Genomic DNA, 15569 nt, shown 5'->3' with positions numbered 1-15569 from the left:
GGCCGTACGGGACAATGGAACGCATGCCCTCCGCACTCCCCGACGGCGAGCCCGTCCCCGCCGACGGCGCCCTGCCCGCGTCCGCGCTCGCCGGGGCCGCCGACCGCCCCCTCGGTTTCTACCTGCACGTCCCGTACTGCGCGACCCGCTGCGGCTACTGCGACTTCAACACCTACACCGCGACCGAGCTGCGCGGCACCGGAGGCGTCCTCGCCTCCCGCGACAACTACGCCGACACCCTCGTCGACGAGGTCCGCCTGGCCCGCAAGGTGCTCGGCGACGACCCCCGCGAGGTCCGCACGGTCTTCGTCGGCGGCGGTACGCCCACTCTGCTGGCCGCCGGGGACCTGGTACGGATGCTGCGCGCGATCCGCGACGAGTTCGGCCTGGCGCCGGACGCGGAGATCACCACGGAGGCCAACCCCGAGTCGGTCGACCCGGCGTACCTCGCGGCTCTCCGCGCGGGCGGCTTCAACCGGATCTCCTTCGGCATGCAGAGCGCGAAGCAGCACGTCCTGAAGATCCTGGACCGCACCCACACCCCCGGCCGGCCCGAGGCCTGCGTCGCCGAGGCCCGCGCGGCCGGTTTCGACCACGTCAACCTCGACCTGATCTACGGCACCCCCGGCGAGTCCGACGACGACTGGCGGGCCTCGCTGGACGCCGCGCTCGGCGCCGGGCCCGACCACGTCTCGGCGTACGCCCTGATCGTCGAGGAGGGCACCCAGCTGGCCCGGCGCATCCGGCGCGGCGAGGTCCCGATGACCGACGACGACGTGCACGCCGACCGGTACCTGATCGCCGAGGAGACCCTGTCCGCGGCGGGCTACGACTGGTACGAGGTGTCGAACTGGGCCACCTCCGACGCGGGGCGCTGCCTGCACAACGAGCTGTACTGGCGGGGTGCCGACTGGTGGGGCGCGGGGCCGGGCGCGCACTCCCACGTGGGGGGCGTGCGGTGGTGGAACGTGAAGCATCCGGGGGCGTACGCGGGGGCGCTGGCGGCGGGGAAGTCGCCGGGTGCCGGGCGTGAGGTCCTGACGGACGAGGACCGGCGGGTGGAGCGCGTGCTGCTGGAGCTGCGGCTGCGGGAGGGTGTGCCGCTGGCGCTGCTGCGGGAGGCGGGGCTCGCGGCGGCGCGGCGGGCGCTGTCGGAGGGGCTGCTGGAGGAGGGGCCGTACGAGGCGGGGAGTGCGGTGCTGACGCTGCGCGGGCGATTGCTGGCGGACGCGGTGGTGCGGGACCTGGTGGACTGACGGGAGTTCCTCGCCCCCGCCGCCCCTTCCCGTCCCGACCCCGGGGGCGCTGCCCCCGGACCCCCGCTCCTCAAACGCCGGAGGGGCTGAATCGTGGGCCCCTACGCCGTCACGAAGTCGATCAGCTCCTCAACCCGCCCCAGCAACTCCGGCTCCAGGTCCTTGTAAGACCCGACCCGCGCCAGGATCGCCTGCCACACCGCGCCCGTGTTCTCCGACGGCCAGCCCAGCGCCCGGCACACCCCGGTCTTCCAGTCCTGACCGCGCGGCACCCGGGGCCAGCCCTCGATCCCCAGCGAGGACGGCTTCACCGCCTCCCAGATGTCGATGTACGGGTGGCCCACCACCAGCGCGTGCTCGCTCGTCACCGCCTCCGCGATCCGCCACTCCTTCGAACCCGGGACCAGGTGGTCCACCAGGACGCCCAGCCGTGCGTCCGGGCCCGGGGCGAAGTCGGCGACGATCGACGGGAGGTCGTCCACGCCGCCCAGGTACTCCACGACCACGCCCTCGATGCGCAGGTCGTCGCCCCAGACCTTCTCGACCAGCTCGGCGTCGTGCCGCCCCTCGACGTAGATGCGCCCGGCGCGCGCCACCCGTGCGCGGGCGCCGGGGACGGCGACCGAACCGGACGCCGTACGGGAGGGGGCGGACCGCGCCGGACCGGAGGAGGACGGGCGGACCAGCGTCACCACGCGCCCCTCCAGCAGGAAGCCGCGCGGTTCCATCGGGAAGACCCGGTGCTTGCCGAAGCGGTCCTCCAGGGTCACCGTGCCCGCCTCGCAGCCGATCACGGCGCCGCAGAAACCGGTGCCGGGCTCCTCGACCACCAGGCCGGGATCGGCCGGTACCTCGGGAACGGGCTGCGGTTTCTTCCACGGAGGGGTCAGGTCGGCGGAGTACTGGCGCATTCTGCCGAAGATACGAGGAACGCCCGCCCGTGATCAGCGCGACACGCCGAACCGGGCGGCCAGCGCGTCCCGTTGGGCCCGGACGAAGGCCGCGTCCACCACCGCTCCGTGACCGGGGACGTACAGCGCGTCGTCGCCGCCCAGGTCCAGCAGCCGGTCCAGGGCGGCCGGCCAGCGCGCCGGTACGGCGTCGGGGCCCGCCTGCGGCTCGCCGGACTCCTCGACCAGGTCGCCGCAGAAGACGACCGCCGGGGCGCCCGGCACCAGCACCGCGAGGTCGTGCCCGGTGTGTCCCGGGCCCACGTCGGCCAGCCGGACCCGCCGTCCGCCGCCCAGGTCGAGCCCGCACTCGCCGCGGACCTCGTGCCGGACGGGGACGAGCGCGTCGGCCGCTGCCGCCGCGCGCCGCGCGTCCAGGCCCTCCGCCACCGCGTCCGCGCGCAGCGCCTCGCGCCCCTGTCCGCCCGGCGCGAACAACGCGTCGGTGCCCACCGCGCCGTACGCGCCGTACACCTCCGCGTCCGGGAAGGCCGCCGCGCCGAAGACGTGGTCGAAGTGCGGGTGGGTCAGCGCGAGATGTGTCACACGGCGGCCGGTCAGCCGCTGCGCCTCCTCGCGCAGCCGGGCGCCCTCCTCCAGGCTCGACCCGGCGTCCACCATCAGCGTCGCGTCCGGGCCGAGCACCAGCCCCGCCGTGCAGTCCCACCCCGGCAGCCGGCACCGCCCCACCCCGTCCGCCAGTCGCTCCCAGCCCAGCTCTTCCCAAGTCACCGTCACGGCGACGACGCTAACGGCTTGGTCCCGGCCTTGCCGGGGGCGTACCCCACGGCCGTACACTGGGCCGGGGAAGTCTGGCACTCGCGAGCCATGAGTGCCAGGACAGACAGGCCGGAAACGGGCGGACGGACAGCTGGAGGTGCGCGCCGATGCTCAGTGAACGCAGGCTGAAGGTGCTGCGCGCCATCGTCCAGGACTACGTCGGCACCGAGGAACCGGTCGGTTCCAAGGCCCTCACCGAGCGGCACAACCTCGGCGTCTCCCCGGCCACCGTGCGCAATGACATGGCGGCCCTGGAGGACGAGGGGTTCATCGCCCAGCCGCACACCAGCGCGGGGCGCATCCCGACCGACAAGGGCTACCGGCTCTTCGTCGACAAGCTGGCCGGCGTCAAGCCGATGACCGCGCCCGAGCGGCGTGCCATCCAGAACTTCCTGGAGGGCGCCGTCGACCTCGACGACGTGGTGGCCCGCACGGTGCGGCTGCTCGCGCAGCTCACCCGGCAGGTCGCCGTGGTGCAGTACCCGTCGCTGACCCGCTCGACCGTGCGGCACGTGGAGCTGCTCTCGCTCGCGCCCGCGCGGCTGATGCTCGTGCTGATCACGGACACCGGCCGGGTCGAGCAGCGGATGGTCGACTGCCCGGCGCCGTTCGGCGAGGCGTCGCTGGCCGATCTGCGGGCGCGGCTCAACAGCCGGGTCGCGGGGCGCCGTTTCACGGATGTGCCGTCTTTGGTGGAAGATCTGGCGGAGCCCTTCGAGGCCGAGGATCGCGGTACGGTCTCCACCGTGCTCTCCACTCTCCTGGAGACGCTGGTCGAGGAGAACGAGGAGCGGTTGATGATCGGCGGCACCGCCAATCTGACCCGCTTCGGGCACGACTTCCCCTTGGTGATCCGGCCGGTGCTGGAGGCGCTGGAGGAGCAGGTCGTGCTCCTCAAGCTGCTCGGCGAGGCGAAGGATCCGGGCGTGACCGTACGGATCGGTCATGAGAACGCCCACGAGGGACTCAACTCAACGTCCGTCGTGTCGGTCGGCTACGGTTCGGGCGGCGAGGCGGTTGCCAAGCTCGGCGTGGTCGGACCGACCCGCATGGACTACCCGGGAACGATGGGAGCGGTACGCGCAGTGGCACGGTACGTCGGACAGATCCTGGCGGAGTCGTAGGTGGCCACGGACTACTACGCCGTACTCGGCGTGCGCCGCGACGCTTCCCAGGACGAGATCAAGAAGGCGTTCCGGAGGCTCGCCCGCGAGCTGCACCCGGACGTCAACCCCGATCCGAAGACCCAGGAGCGGTTCAAGGAGATCAACGCCGCCTACGAGGTGTTGTCGGACCCGCAGAAGAAGCAGGTCTACGACCTCGGCGGCGACCCCCTGTCGCAGGCCGCCGGCGGTGGCGCGGGCGGCTTCGGCGCGGGTGGCTTCGGGAACTTCTCGGACATCATGGACGCGTTCTTCGGTACGGCGTCGCAGCGCGGGCCGCGCTCGCGCACCCGCCGGGGCCAGGACGCGATGATCCGCATCGAGGTGGAGCTGGACGAGGCCGCGTTCGGCACGACCAAGGACATCCAGGTCGACACCGCGGTCGTCTGCAACACCTGCAACGGTGAGGGCGCGGCGCCCGGCACGTCGGCCCAGACGTGTGACATGTGCCGCGGCCGCGGTGAGGTCTCGCAGGTCACCCGGTCCTTCCTGGGCCAGGTCATGACCTCGCGCCCCTGCCCGCAGTGCCAGGGCTTCGGCACCGTGGTCCCGACCCCGTGCCCGGAGTGCGCGGGCGACGGCCGGGTCCGCTCCCGGCGCACCCTGACCGTGAAGATCCCGGCCGGTGTCGACAACGGCACCCGGATCCAGCTCGCGGGCGAGGGCGAGGTCGGCCCCGGCGGCGGCCCCGCCGGTGACCTGTACGTCGAGATCCACGAGCTGCCCCACTCGACCTTCCAGCGCCGCGGCGACGACCTGCACTGCACGGTCACCATCCCGATGACGGCGGCGGCCCTCGGCACGAAGGTGCCGTTGGAGACCCTCGACGGCATGGAGGAGGTCGACATCCGCCCGGGCACCCAGTCCGGCCAGTCGATCCCGAAGCACGGCCGGGGCGTCACCCACCTGCGCGGCGGCGGCCGAGGCGACCTCATCGTCCACGTCGAGGTCACCACCCCGGGCAAGCTCGACCCCGAACAGGAACGCCTCCTGCGCGAGCTGGCCAAACTCCGCGGCGAGGAACGCCCGACGGGTCAGTTCCAGCCGGGGCAGCAGGGCTTGTTCTCCCGGCTGAAGGACGCGTTCAACGGGCGGACCTGACGCCTTCGCCGGGCGCTGAGGCCCTTCTGGGGACGCGGATGCTCCTGGCGTATGCCGACGGAAGCCCGGATTCGGACTTGTGTGGAGGACGTGACAACATGCCGTCATGTCCTCCGCACTGACCGATCTCTTCCCCTACCCGATCGTGCAGGCGCCCATGGCGGGCGGCGTCTCCGTGCCACGGCTCGCGGCCGCGGTGTCCGAGGCGGGCGGGCTGGGCTTCCTGGCCGCCGGGTACAAGACCGCGGACGGGATGTACCAGGAGATCAAACAGCTGCGGGGACTGACGAGCCGCCCCTTCGGCGTCAACCTCTTCCTCCCGCAGACGGAGGCGGCCGACCTCGCCGCCGTCGACGTCTACGCCCACCAGCTGGCCGGCGAGGCCGCCTGGTACGAGACGGAGCTGGGCGACCCGGACTGCGGCCGCGACGACGGCTACGACACCAAGCTCGCCGTACTGCTGGACAACCCCGTACCGGTGGTCTCCTTCCACTTCGGCGTCCCGAGCCGTGAGGCCGTCGACTCCCTGCACCGCGTGGGCACCTTCGCGCTGGTGAGCGCGACCACCGTGGACGAGGCCCGGGCCGTCGAGCAGTCCGGCGCCGACGCGGTGATCGCCCAGGGCGTCGAGGCCGGCGGCCACCAGGGCACCCACCGGGACAACCCGGAGACCGGCGGCCTGGGCACCGGCCTGCTGTCGCTGGTCGCCCAGGTCCGGGAGGCGGTGAGCCTGCCGATCGTCGCCGCGGGAGGCATCATGCGCGGCACCCAGATCGCCGCGGTCCTCGCGGCCGGCGCGAGCGCGGCCCAGCTCGGCACCGCCTTCCTCGCCACTCCGGAGTCCGGCGCGCACGACCTGCACAAGCAGGCGCTGACCAACCCCCTGTTCGTCCGCACCGAACTCACCCGGGCCTTCTCCGGCCGCCCCGCCCGCGCCCTGGTCAACCGCTTCCTGCGCGAGCACGGTCCCTACGCCCCCGCCGCCTACCCCGAGGTGCACCACCTCACCGCGCCGGTGCGCAAGGCGTCGGCGAAGGCGGGCGACGCGCAGGGCATGGCCCTGTGGGCGGGACAGGGCCACCGGATGGCCCGGGAACTGCCCGCCGGACAGCTGGTGGAGGTGCTGGCGGCCGAACTCGCCGCCGCCGGGACAGCGTTGTCGGGGTTGTCGGGCTACGCGACGGGAGGCGGCGCCCGATGACGGCACCGGTGTTCGTGGCCGACTCCCTGCGGCCGGAGGACCTGACCGCGGGGGAGTACGTCCTCGACGGCCCGGAGGGGCGGCACGCCGTCTCCGTGAAGCGGCTGCGGGCGGGCGAGGACGTCGTCCTCACCGACGGCAGCGGCCGCTGGGCCGAGGGCGTCGTGCGGGCCGCCGAGGGCAAGGACCGCCTGGTCGTCACCCTCGTGGGCGGCGTGCGCGAGGAGCCCGCCGAGCAGCCCCGCATCACCGTCGTCCAGGCCCTGCCCAAGGGTGACCGCGGTGAGCTGGCCGTCGAGACGATGACCGAGGTCGGGGTCGACGCGATCGTGCCCTGGGCGGCGTCCCGGTGCATCACGCAGTGGAAGGGCGAGCGCGGTCTGAAGGCGCTCGGCAAGTGGCGGGCGACGGCCCGCGAGGCGGGCAAGCAGTCCCGCCGGGTCCGCTTCCCGGACGTCGCGGACGCGGCGACGAGCAAGCAGGTTGCCTCACTTCTGGCCGAGGCCGACTTCGCCGCCGTACTCCACGAGAGCGGCGAGGAACCCCTGTCCGCCGTCGAACTCCCCGCCACCGGTCACATCGTGCTCGTCGTCGGCCCCGAAGGCGGCGTGTCCCCCGAGGAGTTGGCCCTGTTCGCCGAGGCCGGCGCGGCGCCCTACCGGCTGGGCCGCAGCGTCCTGCGCACCTCCACCGCGGGCACCGCCGCGACCGCCGTACTCCTGGCCCGCACCGGCCGCTGGTCCTGACCCGCCCGGTCGGCCGTCGACGGCGGCGGCCACGGCCGCGAACAGGCCCCAGCCGTCCAGTTCCACCGGCCCGCCCCCGCGCCCGGGCAGCAGTCCGCGCCGCCCGGCCTCCGCCACCAGCGCCCGTACGACACCGGGTTCGCGCAGGTTGAGCAGGTTGCCGCGGCCGTCGGCCACGCAGCCCTCGAACCAGAGGTGGCCCTCCGTGGTGCAGCGGCCCGAGCCCGCGGGGCCTGCGAGGAACACGAACCGCACCCGCACGCCGTCGCGGTACAGCGTCAGCGCGTCCCGCCAGATGCCGTCGCGCCCGCGTTTCTGCCGGTGGCTCCACAGCCAGGTGGTGTGTTCGTCCACCACGAGCCTGCGCTGCCTGCGGTCGTTGCCCATGGCGCCCACGGTAGTGAGGAGTGGCCGTATGCGCCCTACCGCTGGTCCCGGTGCGGTGGCAGGCTGCCCTCCATGGGGGCTTTGAGACGGATTCGGCGCATGATTCCGGTGGCCGTCGGCTCGGCGGTGGCCGTCGGTGGTCTCGTCGCGTGCGACCCGGGCGGGCTCAGCTCCGCTTCGGTGGCGTACACGACCGACCAGACCGTCACCCGGGAACTGGAGCGGCAGAAGGCGAAGGTGCGGTGGCTCACCTGCACCGCCTCCTTCGGGGACAAGGGCACCACCGCCTCGGCCTCCGAGGACGCCGTCGCTTCCGTCGACTGCGAGGGCAGGACGGACACCGGCCAGGACATCACCGTCGACGGCAAGGTGACCCGGGTCGTCAACGGCGCCTGTGTGCGCGGGAACCTGACCGCGAAGGTGGACGGCAAGGAGTGGTTCCGGGTCAAGGGACTGGGCGACTGCGACGCCACCAGCGCCCCGCCCGCGAACCGGCCCTCCCAGAACGGGCCCGGGCCCACCGTGACCGTCACCCGGACCATCTGGTGCCCGGACGACCCGCACTGCCGGCCGGTGCAGGGCAAGTAGCCCACCGCCGCTCGGTCATGGGCGGCCGGCGGCCGGGAAGTGATCCAAACCTCTGTCGGCGGGCGGCGCCCCTGCATAGGGTATGGGGGTGACTCAGCCCGCAGCGCCTGCCTACCTCCGCTTTCCGCACCCGCACGGCGAGTTGGTCGCCTTCACCGCCGAGGACGACGTGTGGCTCGCCCCGCTCGACGGCGGCCGGGCCTGGCGGGTCAGCGCCGACAACGTGCCGGTGAACCACCCGCGCATCTCGCCCGACGGCACCACGGTCGCCTGGACCTCCACCCGCGACGGCGCCCCCGAGGTGCACGTCGCGCCCGTCGACGGCGGCCGCGCCGAGCGCCTCACCCACTGGGGCAGCATCAGGACCCAGGTACGCGGCTGGACCGACGACGGCCGCGTCCTCGCCCTGAGCACCTACGGCCAGGCCAGCCTGCGCCGCAGCTGGGCCCGCGCCGTCCCGCTCGACGGCGGACCGGCGGACACCCTGCCCTACGGGCCCGTCGGCGACGTCGCCCAGGGTCCGCACACCGTGCTGCTGTCCGCGCCGATGGGCCGCGAGGCCGCCTGGTGGAAGCGCTACCGGGGTGGCACGGCGGGCAAGCTGTGGATCGACCGCGAGGACGACGGCGAGTTCGTCCGCCTGCACGCCGACCTCGACGGCAACATCGAGTACCCCTTCTGGGTCGGCGACCGGATCGCCTTCCTCTCCGACCACGAGGGCACCGGCGCCCTGTACTCCTCCCTCGCCGACGGCTCCGACCTGCGCCGGCACACGCCTGTCGACGGCTTCTACGCCCGGCACGCCGCCACCGACGGCACCCGCGTCGTCTACTCCTCCGCCGGTGAACTGTGGACGCTGGACGACCTGGACGGCGCCGAGCCGCGACGGCTCGACATCCGGCTCGGCGGCGCCCGCGTCGACCTCCAGCCGTACCCGGTCAACGCCGCCCGCTGGTTCGGCTCCGCGTCCCCCGACCACACCGCGCGCGGCAGCGCCGTCGCCGTGCGCGGCGGCGTGCACTGGGTCACCCACCGCTCCGGTCCCGCCCGCGCGCTCGCGGCCACCCCCGGGGTCCGCAACCGGCTGCCGCGCACCTTCCGCGCCGACGGCGAGGAGTGGGTGGTATGGGTGACGGACGCCGAGGGCGACGACGCCCTGGAGTTCGCGCCCGCCACCGGGCTCGCCCCCGGCGCCACCGCACGGCGCCTGGCCGCCGGACAGCTCGGCCGGGTGCTGAACCTCGCCGTGGCCCCCGACGGCAGCCGCGTCGCCGTCGCCTCGCACGACGGGCGGGTGCTGCTCGTCGAGCGCGAGAGCGGCGAGGTCCGCGAGGTCGACCGCAGCGAGGACGGCGACGCGTCCGGCCTGGTCTTCTCGCCGGACTCGGCCTGGCTCGCCTGGTCCCACCCCGGCCCCGACCCGCTGCGCCAGCTCAAGCTCGCCAACACCACCGACCTGTCGGTGAGCGAGGCGACCCCGCTGCGCTTCAAGGACTACTCGCCCGCCTTCACCCTGGACGGCAAGCACCTCGCCTTCCTCTCCACCCGCTCCTTCGACCCGGTCTACGACGAGCACGTCTTCGACCTGGCCTTCGTCGAGGGCGCCCGGCCCTACCTGATCACCCTCGCCGCGACCACGCCCTCGCCCTTCGGCCCGCAGCGCCACGGCCGCCCCTTCGAGACGCCGGACCGCGAGGAGACCCCCGACAGCGAGGGCACCCCCACCACCCGGATCGACATCGAGGGCCTCGCCGACCGCATCGTGCCCTTCCCGGTGGAGGCCGCCCGCTACTCCCGGCTGCGCGCCGCCAAGGACGGCGTCCTGTGGCTGCGCCACCCGCTCACCGGTGTCCTCGGCGCCTCCCGCGCCACCCCGGAGGACCCCGACCCCCACACCGAGCTGGAGCGGTACGACCTCGCCCAGCAGCGCGTCGAGCACCTCGGCGGCGACGCCGACCACTACGAGGTCAGCGGCGACGGCAAGCGGGTGCTGCTGTGGACCGACGGCCGGCTCAAGGTCGTGCCCAGCGACCGGCGGGCCTCCGGCGACGAGGACAGCGACACCAACGTCACCGTCGACCTGGGCCGGGTCCGCCAGACCGTGGAACCGGCCGCGGAGTGGCGGCAGATGTTCGACGAGACCGGCCGCATCATGCGGGACCACTTCTGGCGGGCCGACATGAACGGCGTCGACTGGGACGGCGTCCTGGACCGCTACCGGCCCGTCCTGGACCGCGTCGCCACCCACGACGACCTGGTCGACCTCCTGTGGGAGGTGCACGGCGAACTCGGCACCTCGCACGCCTACGTCACCCCGCGCGGCGGTCACGGCTCCGGCGCCCGGCAGGGCCTGCTCGGCGCCGACCTCTCCCGGCACGAGGACGGCACCTGGCGCATCGACCGCGTGCTGCCCTCGGAGACCTCCGACCCCGACGCCCGCTCCCCGCTCGCCGCGCCCGGCGTCGCCGTGCGCGCCGGGGACGCGATCGTCGCGGTCGCGGGACAGGCCGTGGACCCGGTCACCGGCCCCGGACCGCTGCTCGTCGGCACGGCGGGCAAACCGGTCGAGCTGACCGTCTCCCCGTCGGGCGGCGGCGAGGTGCGGCACGCCGTCGTCGTCCCGCTCGCCGACGAGGAGCCGCTGCGCTACCACGCCTGGGTCGCCGACCGGCGCGCCTACGTCCACGAGCACTCCGGCGGGCGGCTCGGCTACCTGCACGTCCCGGACATGCAGGCCCCCGGCTGGGCCCAGATCCACCGCGACCTGCGCGTCGAGGTGGCCCGGGAGGGCCTGGTCGTCGACGTCCGGGAGAACCGCGGCGGGCACACCTCCCAGCTGGTGGTGGAGAAGCTGGCCCGGCGCATCGTCGGCTGGGACCTGCCGCGCGGCATGCGGCCGACCAGCTATCCGCTGGACGCGCCCCGCGGACCGGTCGTCGCCGTCGCCAACGAGTTCTCCGGCTCGGACGGGGACATCGTCAACGCGGCGATCAAGGCGCTGGGGATCGGGCCGGTCGTCGGCGTCCGTACCTGGGGCGGCGTCATCGGCATCGACAGCCGCTACCGGCTGGTGGACGGGACGCTGATCACGCAGCCGAAGTACGCGTTCTGGCTGGAGGGGTACGGGTGGGGCGTGGAGAACCACGGCGTCGACCCGGACGTGGAGGTCCCGCAGCGTCCGCAGGACCACGCGGCGGGCCGCGATCCCCAACTGGACGAGGCGATCGCGCTGGCGCTGGCGGCGCTGGAGGAGACTCCGGCGAAGACGCCGCCGAGCCTGCCGTAGTCGGCTGGAGACGGATGTCGCGGCCCGGCGTAGCGGGGTGCCTCCCCCACTCTCGGCTTCGCTCGAGCGGGAGGTACCCCCACCGCCCACCCGTGCCGCCCTGGGGGTACCTCCCAGGCCGTTCAGGCACTGGGGGAGGCACGACTGCCCGCAGCTGGGGCGGCTGGGGCGGATACGATGCCCTCTCAGAAGATCACCGGTGTGAGGAGAGCCAAGTGGCCGGCGAACCCCAGGACGACTGTCTGTTCTGCAAGATCGTCGCAGGGCAGATTCCCGCGACGATCGTCCGTGAGTCGGAGACGACCGTCGCGTTCCGGGACATCAACCCGCAGGCGCCCACCCACGTCCTGGTGATCCCCAAGGCCCACCACAAGGACGCCGCCGCCCTCGCCGCCGAGGCCCCGCAGCTCGCCGCCGACGTGCTGCGCGAGACCCAGGCCGTCGCCGACGACGAGAAGCTGGACAGCTACCGCACCGTCTTCAACACCGGCAGCGGCGCCGGACAGACCGTCTGGCACGCGCACGCCCACGTGCTCGGCGGCCGCGGCCTCGAATGGCCCCCCGGATAGGCCCGGACAGGCACCGTGTCCGTACGTGAACTCGTCGTCCTCGGCACCGCCAGCCAGGTCCCGACCCGGCACCGCAACCACAACGGCTACCTGCTCCGCTGGGACGGCGAGGGCATCCTGTTCGACCCCGGCGAGGGCACGCAGCGCCAGATGCTGCGCGCCGGGGTCGCCGCCCACGACCTGAACCGGATCTGCGTCACGCACTTCCACGGCGACCACAGCCTGGGCCTCGCCGGGGTGATCCAGCGCATCAACCTGGACCAGGTGCCGCACGAGATCACCGCCCACTACCCGCGCGCCGGGCAGCGTTTCTTCGAGCGCCTGCGGTACGCCACCGCCTACCGCGAGACCGTCGCCCTCACCGAGGCCCCGGTCGACACGGACGGCGCCCTCGCGGTCACCCCCGCCTACACCCTGGACGCCCGCAGGCTCTCCCACCCCGTCGAGTCGTACGGCTACCGGCTCACCGAGCCCGACGGCCGCCGCATGCTGCCCGACCGCCTGGCCGCACACGGCATCAAGGGCCCCGACGTCGGCCGCATCCAGCGCGAGGGCTCGCTGAACGGCGTCGCGCTCGACGAGGTCAGCGAGGTCCGCCGCGGCCAGCGGTTCGCGTTCGTCATGGACACCCGGCTCTGCGCGGGCGTGCACGCGCTCGCCGAGGGCTCGGACCTGCTGGTGATCGAGTCCACCTTCCTCGACGAGGACGAGACCCTCGCCACCGACCACGGCCACCTCACCGCCGGTCAGGCCGCGCGGGTCGCCCGGGACGCGGGCGTACGGCACCTGGTCCTCACCCACTTCAGCCAGCGCTACTCCGACCCCGGGGAATTCGAGCGGCAGGCGCGCGCGGCCGGTTACGAGGGCGAGCTGACCGTGGCCCGCGACCTCACCCGCGTACCGGTTCCGAAACGTCGGTGAAACCGCCGTACGATGCTCTGATGCCCCTGCCCAAAGCTGAACTGCACCTCCACATCGAAGGAACCCTGGAACCCGAGCTGGCCTTCGCGCTGGCCGCCCGCAACGGCGTGTCCCTGCCGTACGCGGACGAGGACGCGCTGCGTGAGGCGTACCGCTTCGAGGACCTCCAGTCCTTCCTGAACCTGTACTACGAACTGATGGCCGTCCTGCGCACCGAGCGGGACTTCGAGGACCTGGCCAACGCCTACCTCGCCCGCGCCGCCGCCCAGGGCGTCCGGCACGCCGAGATCTTCTTCGACCCGCAGGCCCACCTCGCCCGGGGCGTGGAGATGGGCACGGTCGTGGAGGGGCTGTGGCGGGCGCTGGGCGCCAGTCGCGAGAACCACGGCGTGTCCACGAGGCTGATCCTCTGCTTCCTGCGCGACGAGTCCGCCGAGTCGGCCCTCGCGACGCTGGACGCGGCCAAGCCGTACCTGGACCGCATCACCGGCGTCGGCCTGGACTCCGCCGAGGTCGGCCACCCGCCCGTGAAGTTCCGCGAGGTGTACGAGGCCGCCGCCGCCCTCGGGCTGCGCCGGGTCGCGCACGCGGGCGAGGAGGGGCCGCCCGCGTACGTCGTCGAGGCCCTCGACGTCCTCGGCGTCGAGCGGATCGACCACGGGCTGCGTTCCGTGGAGGACCCGGCGCTGGTCGAGCGGCTGGTGCGCGAGCGCGTCCCGCTCACCCTGTGCCCGCTCTCCAACGTCCGCCTGCGCACCGTCGACACCCTCGCCGACCACCCGCTGCCCGCGATGCTCGACGCCGGACTGATGTGCACGGTCAACTCCGACGACCCGGCCTACTTCGGCGGCTACGCGGGCGACAACTTCGACGCCGTGCGCGAGGCCCTCGGCCTCACCGAGGAGCGGCTGCGGGAGCTGGCCCGCAACTCCTTCCTCGCCTCCTTCCTGGAGGACGAGGAGGAACTGCGGGCGCGGTACCTCGCGGAGGTCGAGGCGTACGCGTTCCCGACGGCGTAGGGCTCAGCCCGTCCCGGACCCCGGTGTGGCCGCCGCCTGCCGGGGTCCCGCCGTGTCGTAGGCGCCCTGGACGGCCACCGCCGGGGCCGCCATGTCGATCTCCACGACCGGCTGCTCCACGGCACCGACCTCCGGCACCGCACCGCTCGGCGTCCCCGTGGCGGCGGCGACCAGCGCGGCCGGGGTGCCGCCGCGACGGCGGATCGCGCCGGGCAGCAGCGGACGTCCCGCGGTGTGCAGCGCGACGGCGGTCATCGGCGCGGCGACCACCAGCAGCCCGGCGGCCAGCACCAGCCCCATGCCCGCGTAACCGGCCTGCGCCGACAGGACACTGCCGGCCAGCGGCCCGGCCGCCGTGCCCAGCGAGGACGCCGAGCCGACCAGCACCGCCCACCGGCCACGCGCGTCGAGCGAGGCGGCGAGGCCGATGAGGTACGACAGCACGACCGGGTAGACGGTGTTCCAGGCGATCTCCCCGGTAGCGAAGGTCGCCGGGGTCGTCGCCGACGCGCTCACCGCGATGCAGCCCGCGATGAGCACCGTGCCCGCGCCGACGGGCATCGCCCGCCCCAGCCGCGGCCCGAGGGCGCCGGCCACCAGCACCCCGACCAGCCCCGCGCCCAGCGCGACGGCGAAGACCACCCCGAGGGTGGCGTCGCCCAGGCCCGCCTGCGTCAGCCCGATCCGGCCGCTGACGCCCCACAGGGAGTTCTGCGCGAGGGACCAGCACAGCACCGTGAGGGCCAGGACGAGGCCCGAACGGCGGTGGGGGAGCGGGGCGGTGGTGCCGGTGCCGGGCGCGGCGGGGGAGTCGGCCTCCCCGCCCGGCAGGCGGCCGGTCAGCGGCCACACCATCAGTGCCGTCAGGGCGATCGCGGCCAGCGGCAGCCCGTGCCCCCGGCCGAGGTGGGGCACCGTCAGATACACCGCGCCGGCCAGCGCGGACACGCTCAGCAGGCCCATCGTGGAGGCGCGGTGCGGGTCCTTCTCGGCGGCGATCCGGGTCGCGGCGACCGTGGTGGCCGTCCCCGATCCGAAACCGCCCACGACCGCGCCGACGACGACGGCCGGGACGGCGGTGGTGAGCGCGGCGGCGCCGTAACCGAGGACGGCCAGCGCGAGCCCGCAGCGGGCCAGCGTGCGGGCACCGACCCGCTGCACCCGGGAGGCCAGCAGGAAGCCCGCGGTCGCCGAACTCAGCAGCAGCGCGCTGCCGACGGCGCCCGCCTGGGTGGCGGACAGCGCGAGGCCGGTGTCGAGTCTGCCGACGGTGGTGGGCAGCAGGTACGGAGGCAGGTACCCGGCCGTGAAAAGGGCGACGAGGGGCCAGGGGGTGGTGCGGGGGGCGAACACGGGCGTTCCCAGGGCATGCGAAAGGGACGGGAGGGGGAGAGGGGGCGACGACCGTCGACTGACAGGAACGCGCGGGCAATTTGTATCAAGCACGAGGAGGCTCGAAACAGGCGAGGGGGTGTGTTCTGAGTCACATACCCGTTTGGGGGTTTCGGGGCTGGGTAGCAGCGGGCGCCAACGTCGGCGAACCAAGCCGTTTCCACCCGGAATCGTCGCTTGAAGACCTCGTACGGTGCCTCCCGCCGACCC

Annotated in this window: 13 protein-coding genes; 10 read left to right on the top strand and 3 right to left on the bottom strand. The window is 73.9% G+C overall.

What is annotated here, in order from left to right:
• Positions 1 to 23: 23 nt before the first annotated feature.
• Positions 24 to 1256: a radical SAM family heme chaperone HemW gene (gene hemW / locus ACGH52_RS13270; RefSeq protein WP_399939288.1), complete on the top strand. Its 1233-nt coding sequence runs from the start codon at positions 24 to 26 to the stop codon at positions 1254 to 1256.
• A 101-nt stretch (positions 1257 to 1357) separates the two neighbouring features.
• On the opposite strand, the gene ACGH52_RS13265 is transcribed toward hemW, so the two are convergent.
• Positions 1358 to 2167, bottom strand: a complete 810-nt coding sequence (locus tag ACGH52_RS13265; RefSeq protein ID WP_399939285.1) for a DUF3097 domain-containing protein — start codon at positions 2165 to 2167, stop codon at positions 1358 to 1360.
• Positions 2168 to 2200: 33 nt separating this feature from the next.
• On the bottom strand, positions 2201 to 2944 hold the full coding sequence (locus tag ACGH52_RS13260) for an MBL fold metallo-hydrolase (RefSeq protein WP_399939282.1): 744 nt from the start codon (positions 2942 to 2944) through the stop codon (positions 2201 to 2203).
• Positions 2945 to 3093: 149 nt separating this feature from the next.
• Between ACGH52_RS13260 and hrcA the strand changes: the two genes are divergently transcribed.
• The 9 genes from hrcA (at position 3094) to ACGH52_RS13215 (ending at position 13967) form a co-directional block, all read left to right on the top strand.
• Positions 3094 to 4110, top strand: coding sequence for a heat-inducible transcriptional repressor HrcA (gene hrcA, locus ACGH52_RS13255; protein ID WP_059302545.1), 1017 nt, complete (start codon positions 3094 to 3096; stop codon positions 4108 to 4110).
• Positions 4111 to 5250 (top strand): molecular chaperone DnaJ, encoded by a 1140-nt coding sequence (dnaJ, locus tag ACGH52_RS13250; RefSeq protein ID WP_076974280.1) that lies wholly within the window; start codon positions 4111 to 4113, stop codon positions 5248 to 5250.
• 106 nt (positions 5251 to 5356) lie between these two features.
• Entirely contained in the window at positions 5357 to 6451 is a 1095-nt protein-coding gene (locus ACGH52_RS13245; RefSeq protein ID WP_076974279.1) for a nitronate monooxygenase, read from the top strand.
• Positions 6448 to 7197, top strand: a complete 750-nt coding sequence (locus tag ACGH52_RS13240) for a 16S rRNA (uracil(1498)-N(3))-methyltransferase (protein ID WP_210975590.1) — start codon at positions 6448 to 6450, stop codon at positions 7195 to 7197. Before ACGH52_RS13245 ends, ACGH52_RS13240 begins: the two co-directional genes overlap by 4 nt.
• 486 nt (positions 7198 to 7683) lie before the next feature.
• On the top strand, positions 7684 to 8172 hold the full coding sequence (locus ACGH52_RS13235) for a hypothetical protein (protein ID WP_171987165.1): 489 nt from the start codon (positions 7684 to 7686) through the stop codon (positions 8170 to 8172).
• An 82-nt stretch (positions 8173 to 8254) separates the two neighbouring features.
• A complete protein-coding gene (locus tag ACGH52_RS13230; protein WP_399939277.1) occupies positions 8255 to 11458 on the top strand; it encodes a S41 family peptidase in 3204 nt (1067 codons plus the stop codon).
• Between the two features lie 215 nt (positions 11459 to 11673).
• Positions 11674 to 12027, top strand: coding sequence for a histidine triad nucleotide-binding protein (locus ACGH52_RS13225; RefSeq protein WP_076974275.1), 354 nt, complete (start codon positions 11674 to 11676; stop codon positions 12025 to 12027).
• Between the two features lie 15 nt (positions 12028 to 12042).
• Positions 12043 to 12948 (top strand): ribonuclease Z, encoded by a 906-nt coding sequence (locus ACGH52_RS13220; RefSeq protein ID WP_399939274.1) that lies wholly within the window; start codon positions 12043 to 12045, stop codon positions 12946 to 12948.
• Between the two features lie 20 nt (positions 12949 to 12968).
• Positions 12969 to 13967: an adenosine deaminase gene (locus tag ACGH52_RS13215; protein WP_399939271.1), complete on the top strand. Its 999-nt coding sequence runs from the start codon at positions 12969 to 12971 to the stop codon at positions 13965 to 13967.
• Positions 13968 to 13970: 3 nt separating this feature from the next.
• On the opposite strand, the gene ACGH52_RS13210 is transcribed toward ACGH52_RS13215, so the two are convergent.
• Positions 13971 to 15320 (bottom strand): MFS transporter, encoded by a 1350-nt coding sequence (locus ACGH52_RS13210; protein ID WP_399939268.1) that lies wholly within the window; start codon positions 15318 to 15320, stop codon positions 13971 to 13973.
• Positions 15321 to 15569 lie beyond the last annotated feature (249 nt).

Origin of the sequence: Streptomyces sp. BBFR25 (assembly GCF_044590125.1) — a bacterium.
Classification (GTDB): domain Bacteria; phylum Actinomycetota; class Actinomycetes; order Streptomycetales; family Streptomycetaceae; genus Streptomyces; species Streptomyces canus_D.
This window is presented reverse-complemented; position numbering and strand designations above follow the sequence as displayed.

Bases quoted from the DNA above. Each gene is read 5' to 3' on its own strand.
- hemW (WP_399939288.1), top strand. From the start codon at position 24: ATGCCCTCCGCACTCCCCGACGGCGAGCCCGTCCCCGCCGACGGCGCC.
- ACGH52_RS13265 (WP_399939285.1), bottom strand. From the start codon at position 2,167: ATGCGCCAGTACTCCGCCGACCTGACCCCTCCGTGGAAGAAACCGCAG.
- hrcA (WP_059302545.1), top strand. From the start codon at position 3,094: ATGCTCAGTGAACGCAGGCTGAAGGTGCTGCGCGCCATCGTCCAGGAC.
- ACGH52_RS13245 (WP_076974279.1), top strand. From the start codon at position 5,357: ATGTCCTCCGCACTGACCGATCTCTTCCCCTACCCGATCGTGCAGGCG.
- ACGH52_RS13240 (WP_210975590.1), top strand. From the start codon at position 6,448: ATGACGGCACCGGTGTTCGTGGCCGACTCCCTGCGGCCGGAGGACCTG.
- ACGH52_RS13235 (WP_171987165.1), top strand. From the start codon at position 7,684: ATGATTCCGGTGGCCGTCGGCTCGGCGGTGGCCGTCGGTGGTCTCGTC.
- ACGH52_RS13230 (WP_399939277.1), top strand. From the start codon at position 8,255: ATGGGGGTGACTCAGCCCGCAGCGCCTGCCTACCTCCGCTTTCCGCAC.
- ACGH52_RS13215 (WP_399939271.1), top strand. From the start codon at position 12,969: ATGCCCCTGCCCAAAGCTGAACTGCACCTCCACATCGAAGGAACCCTG.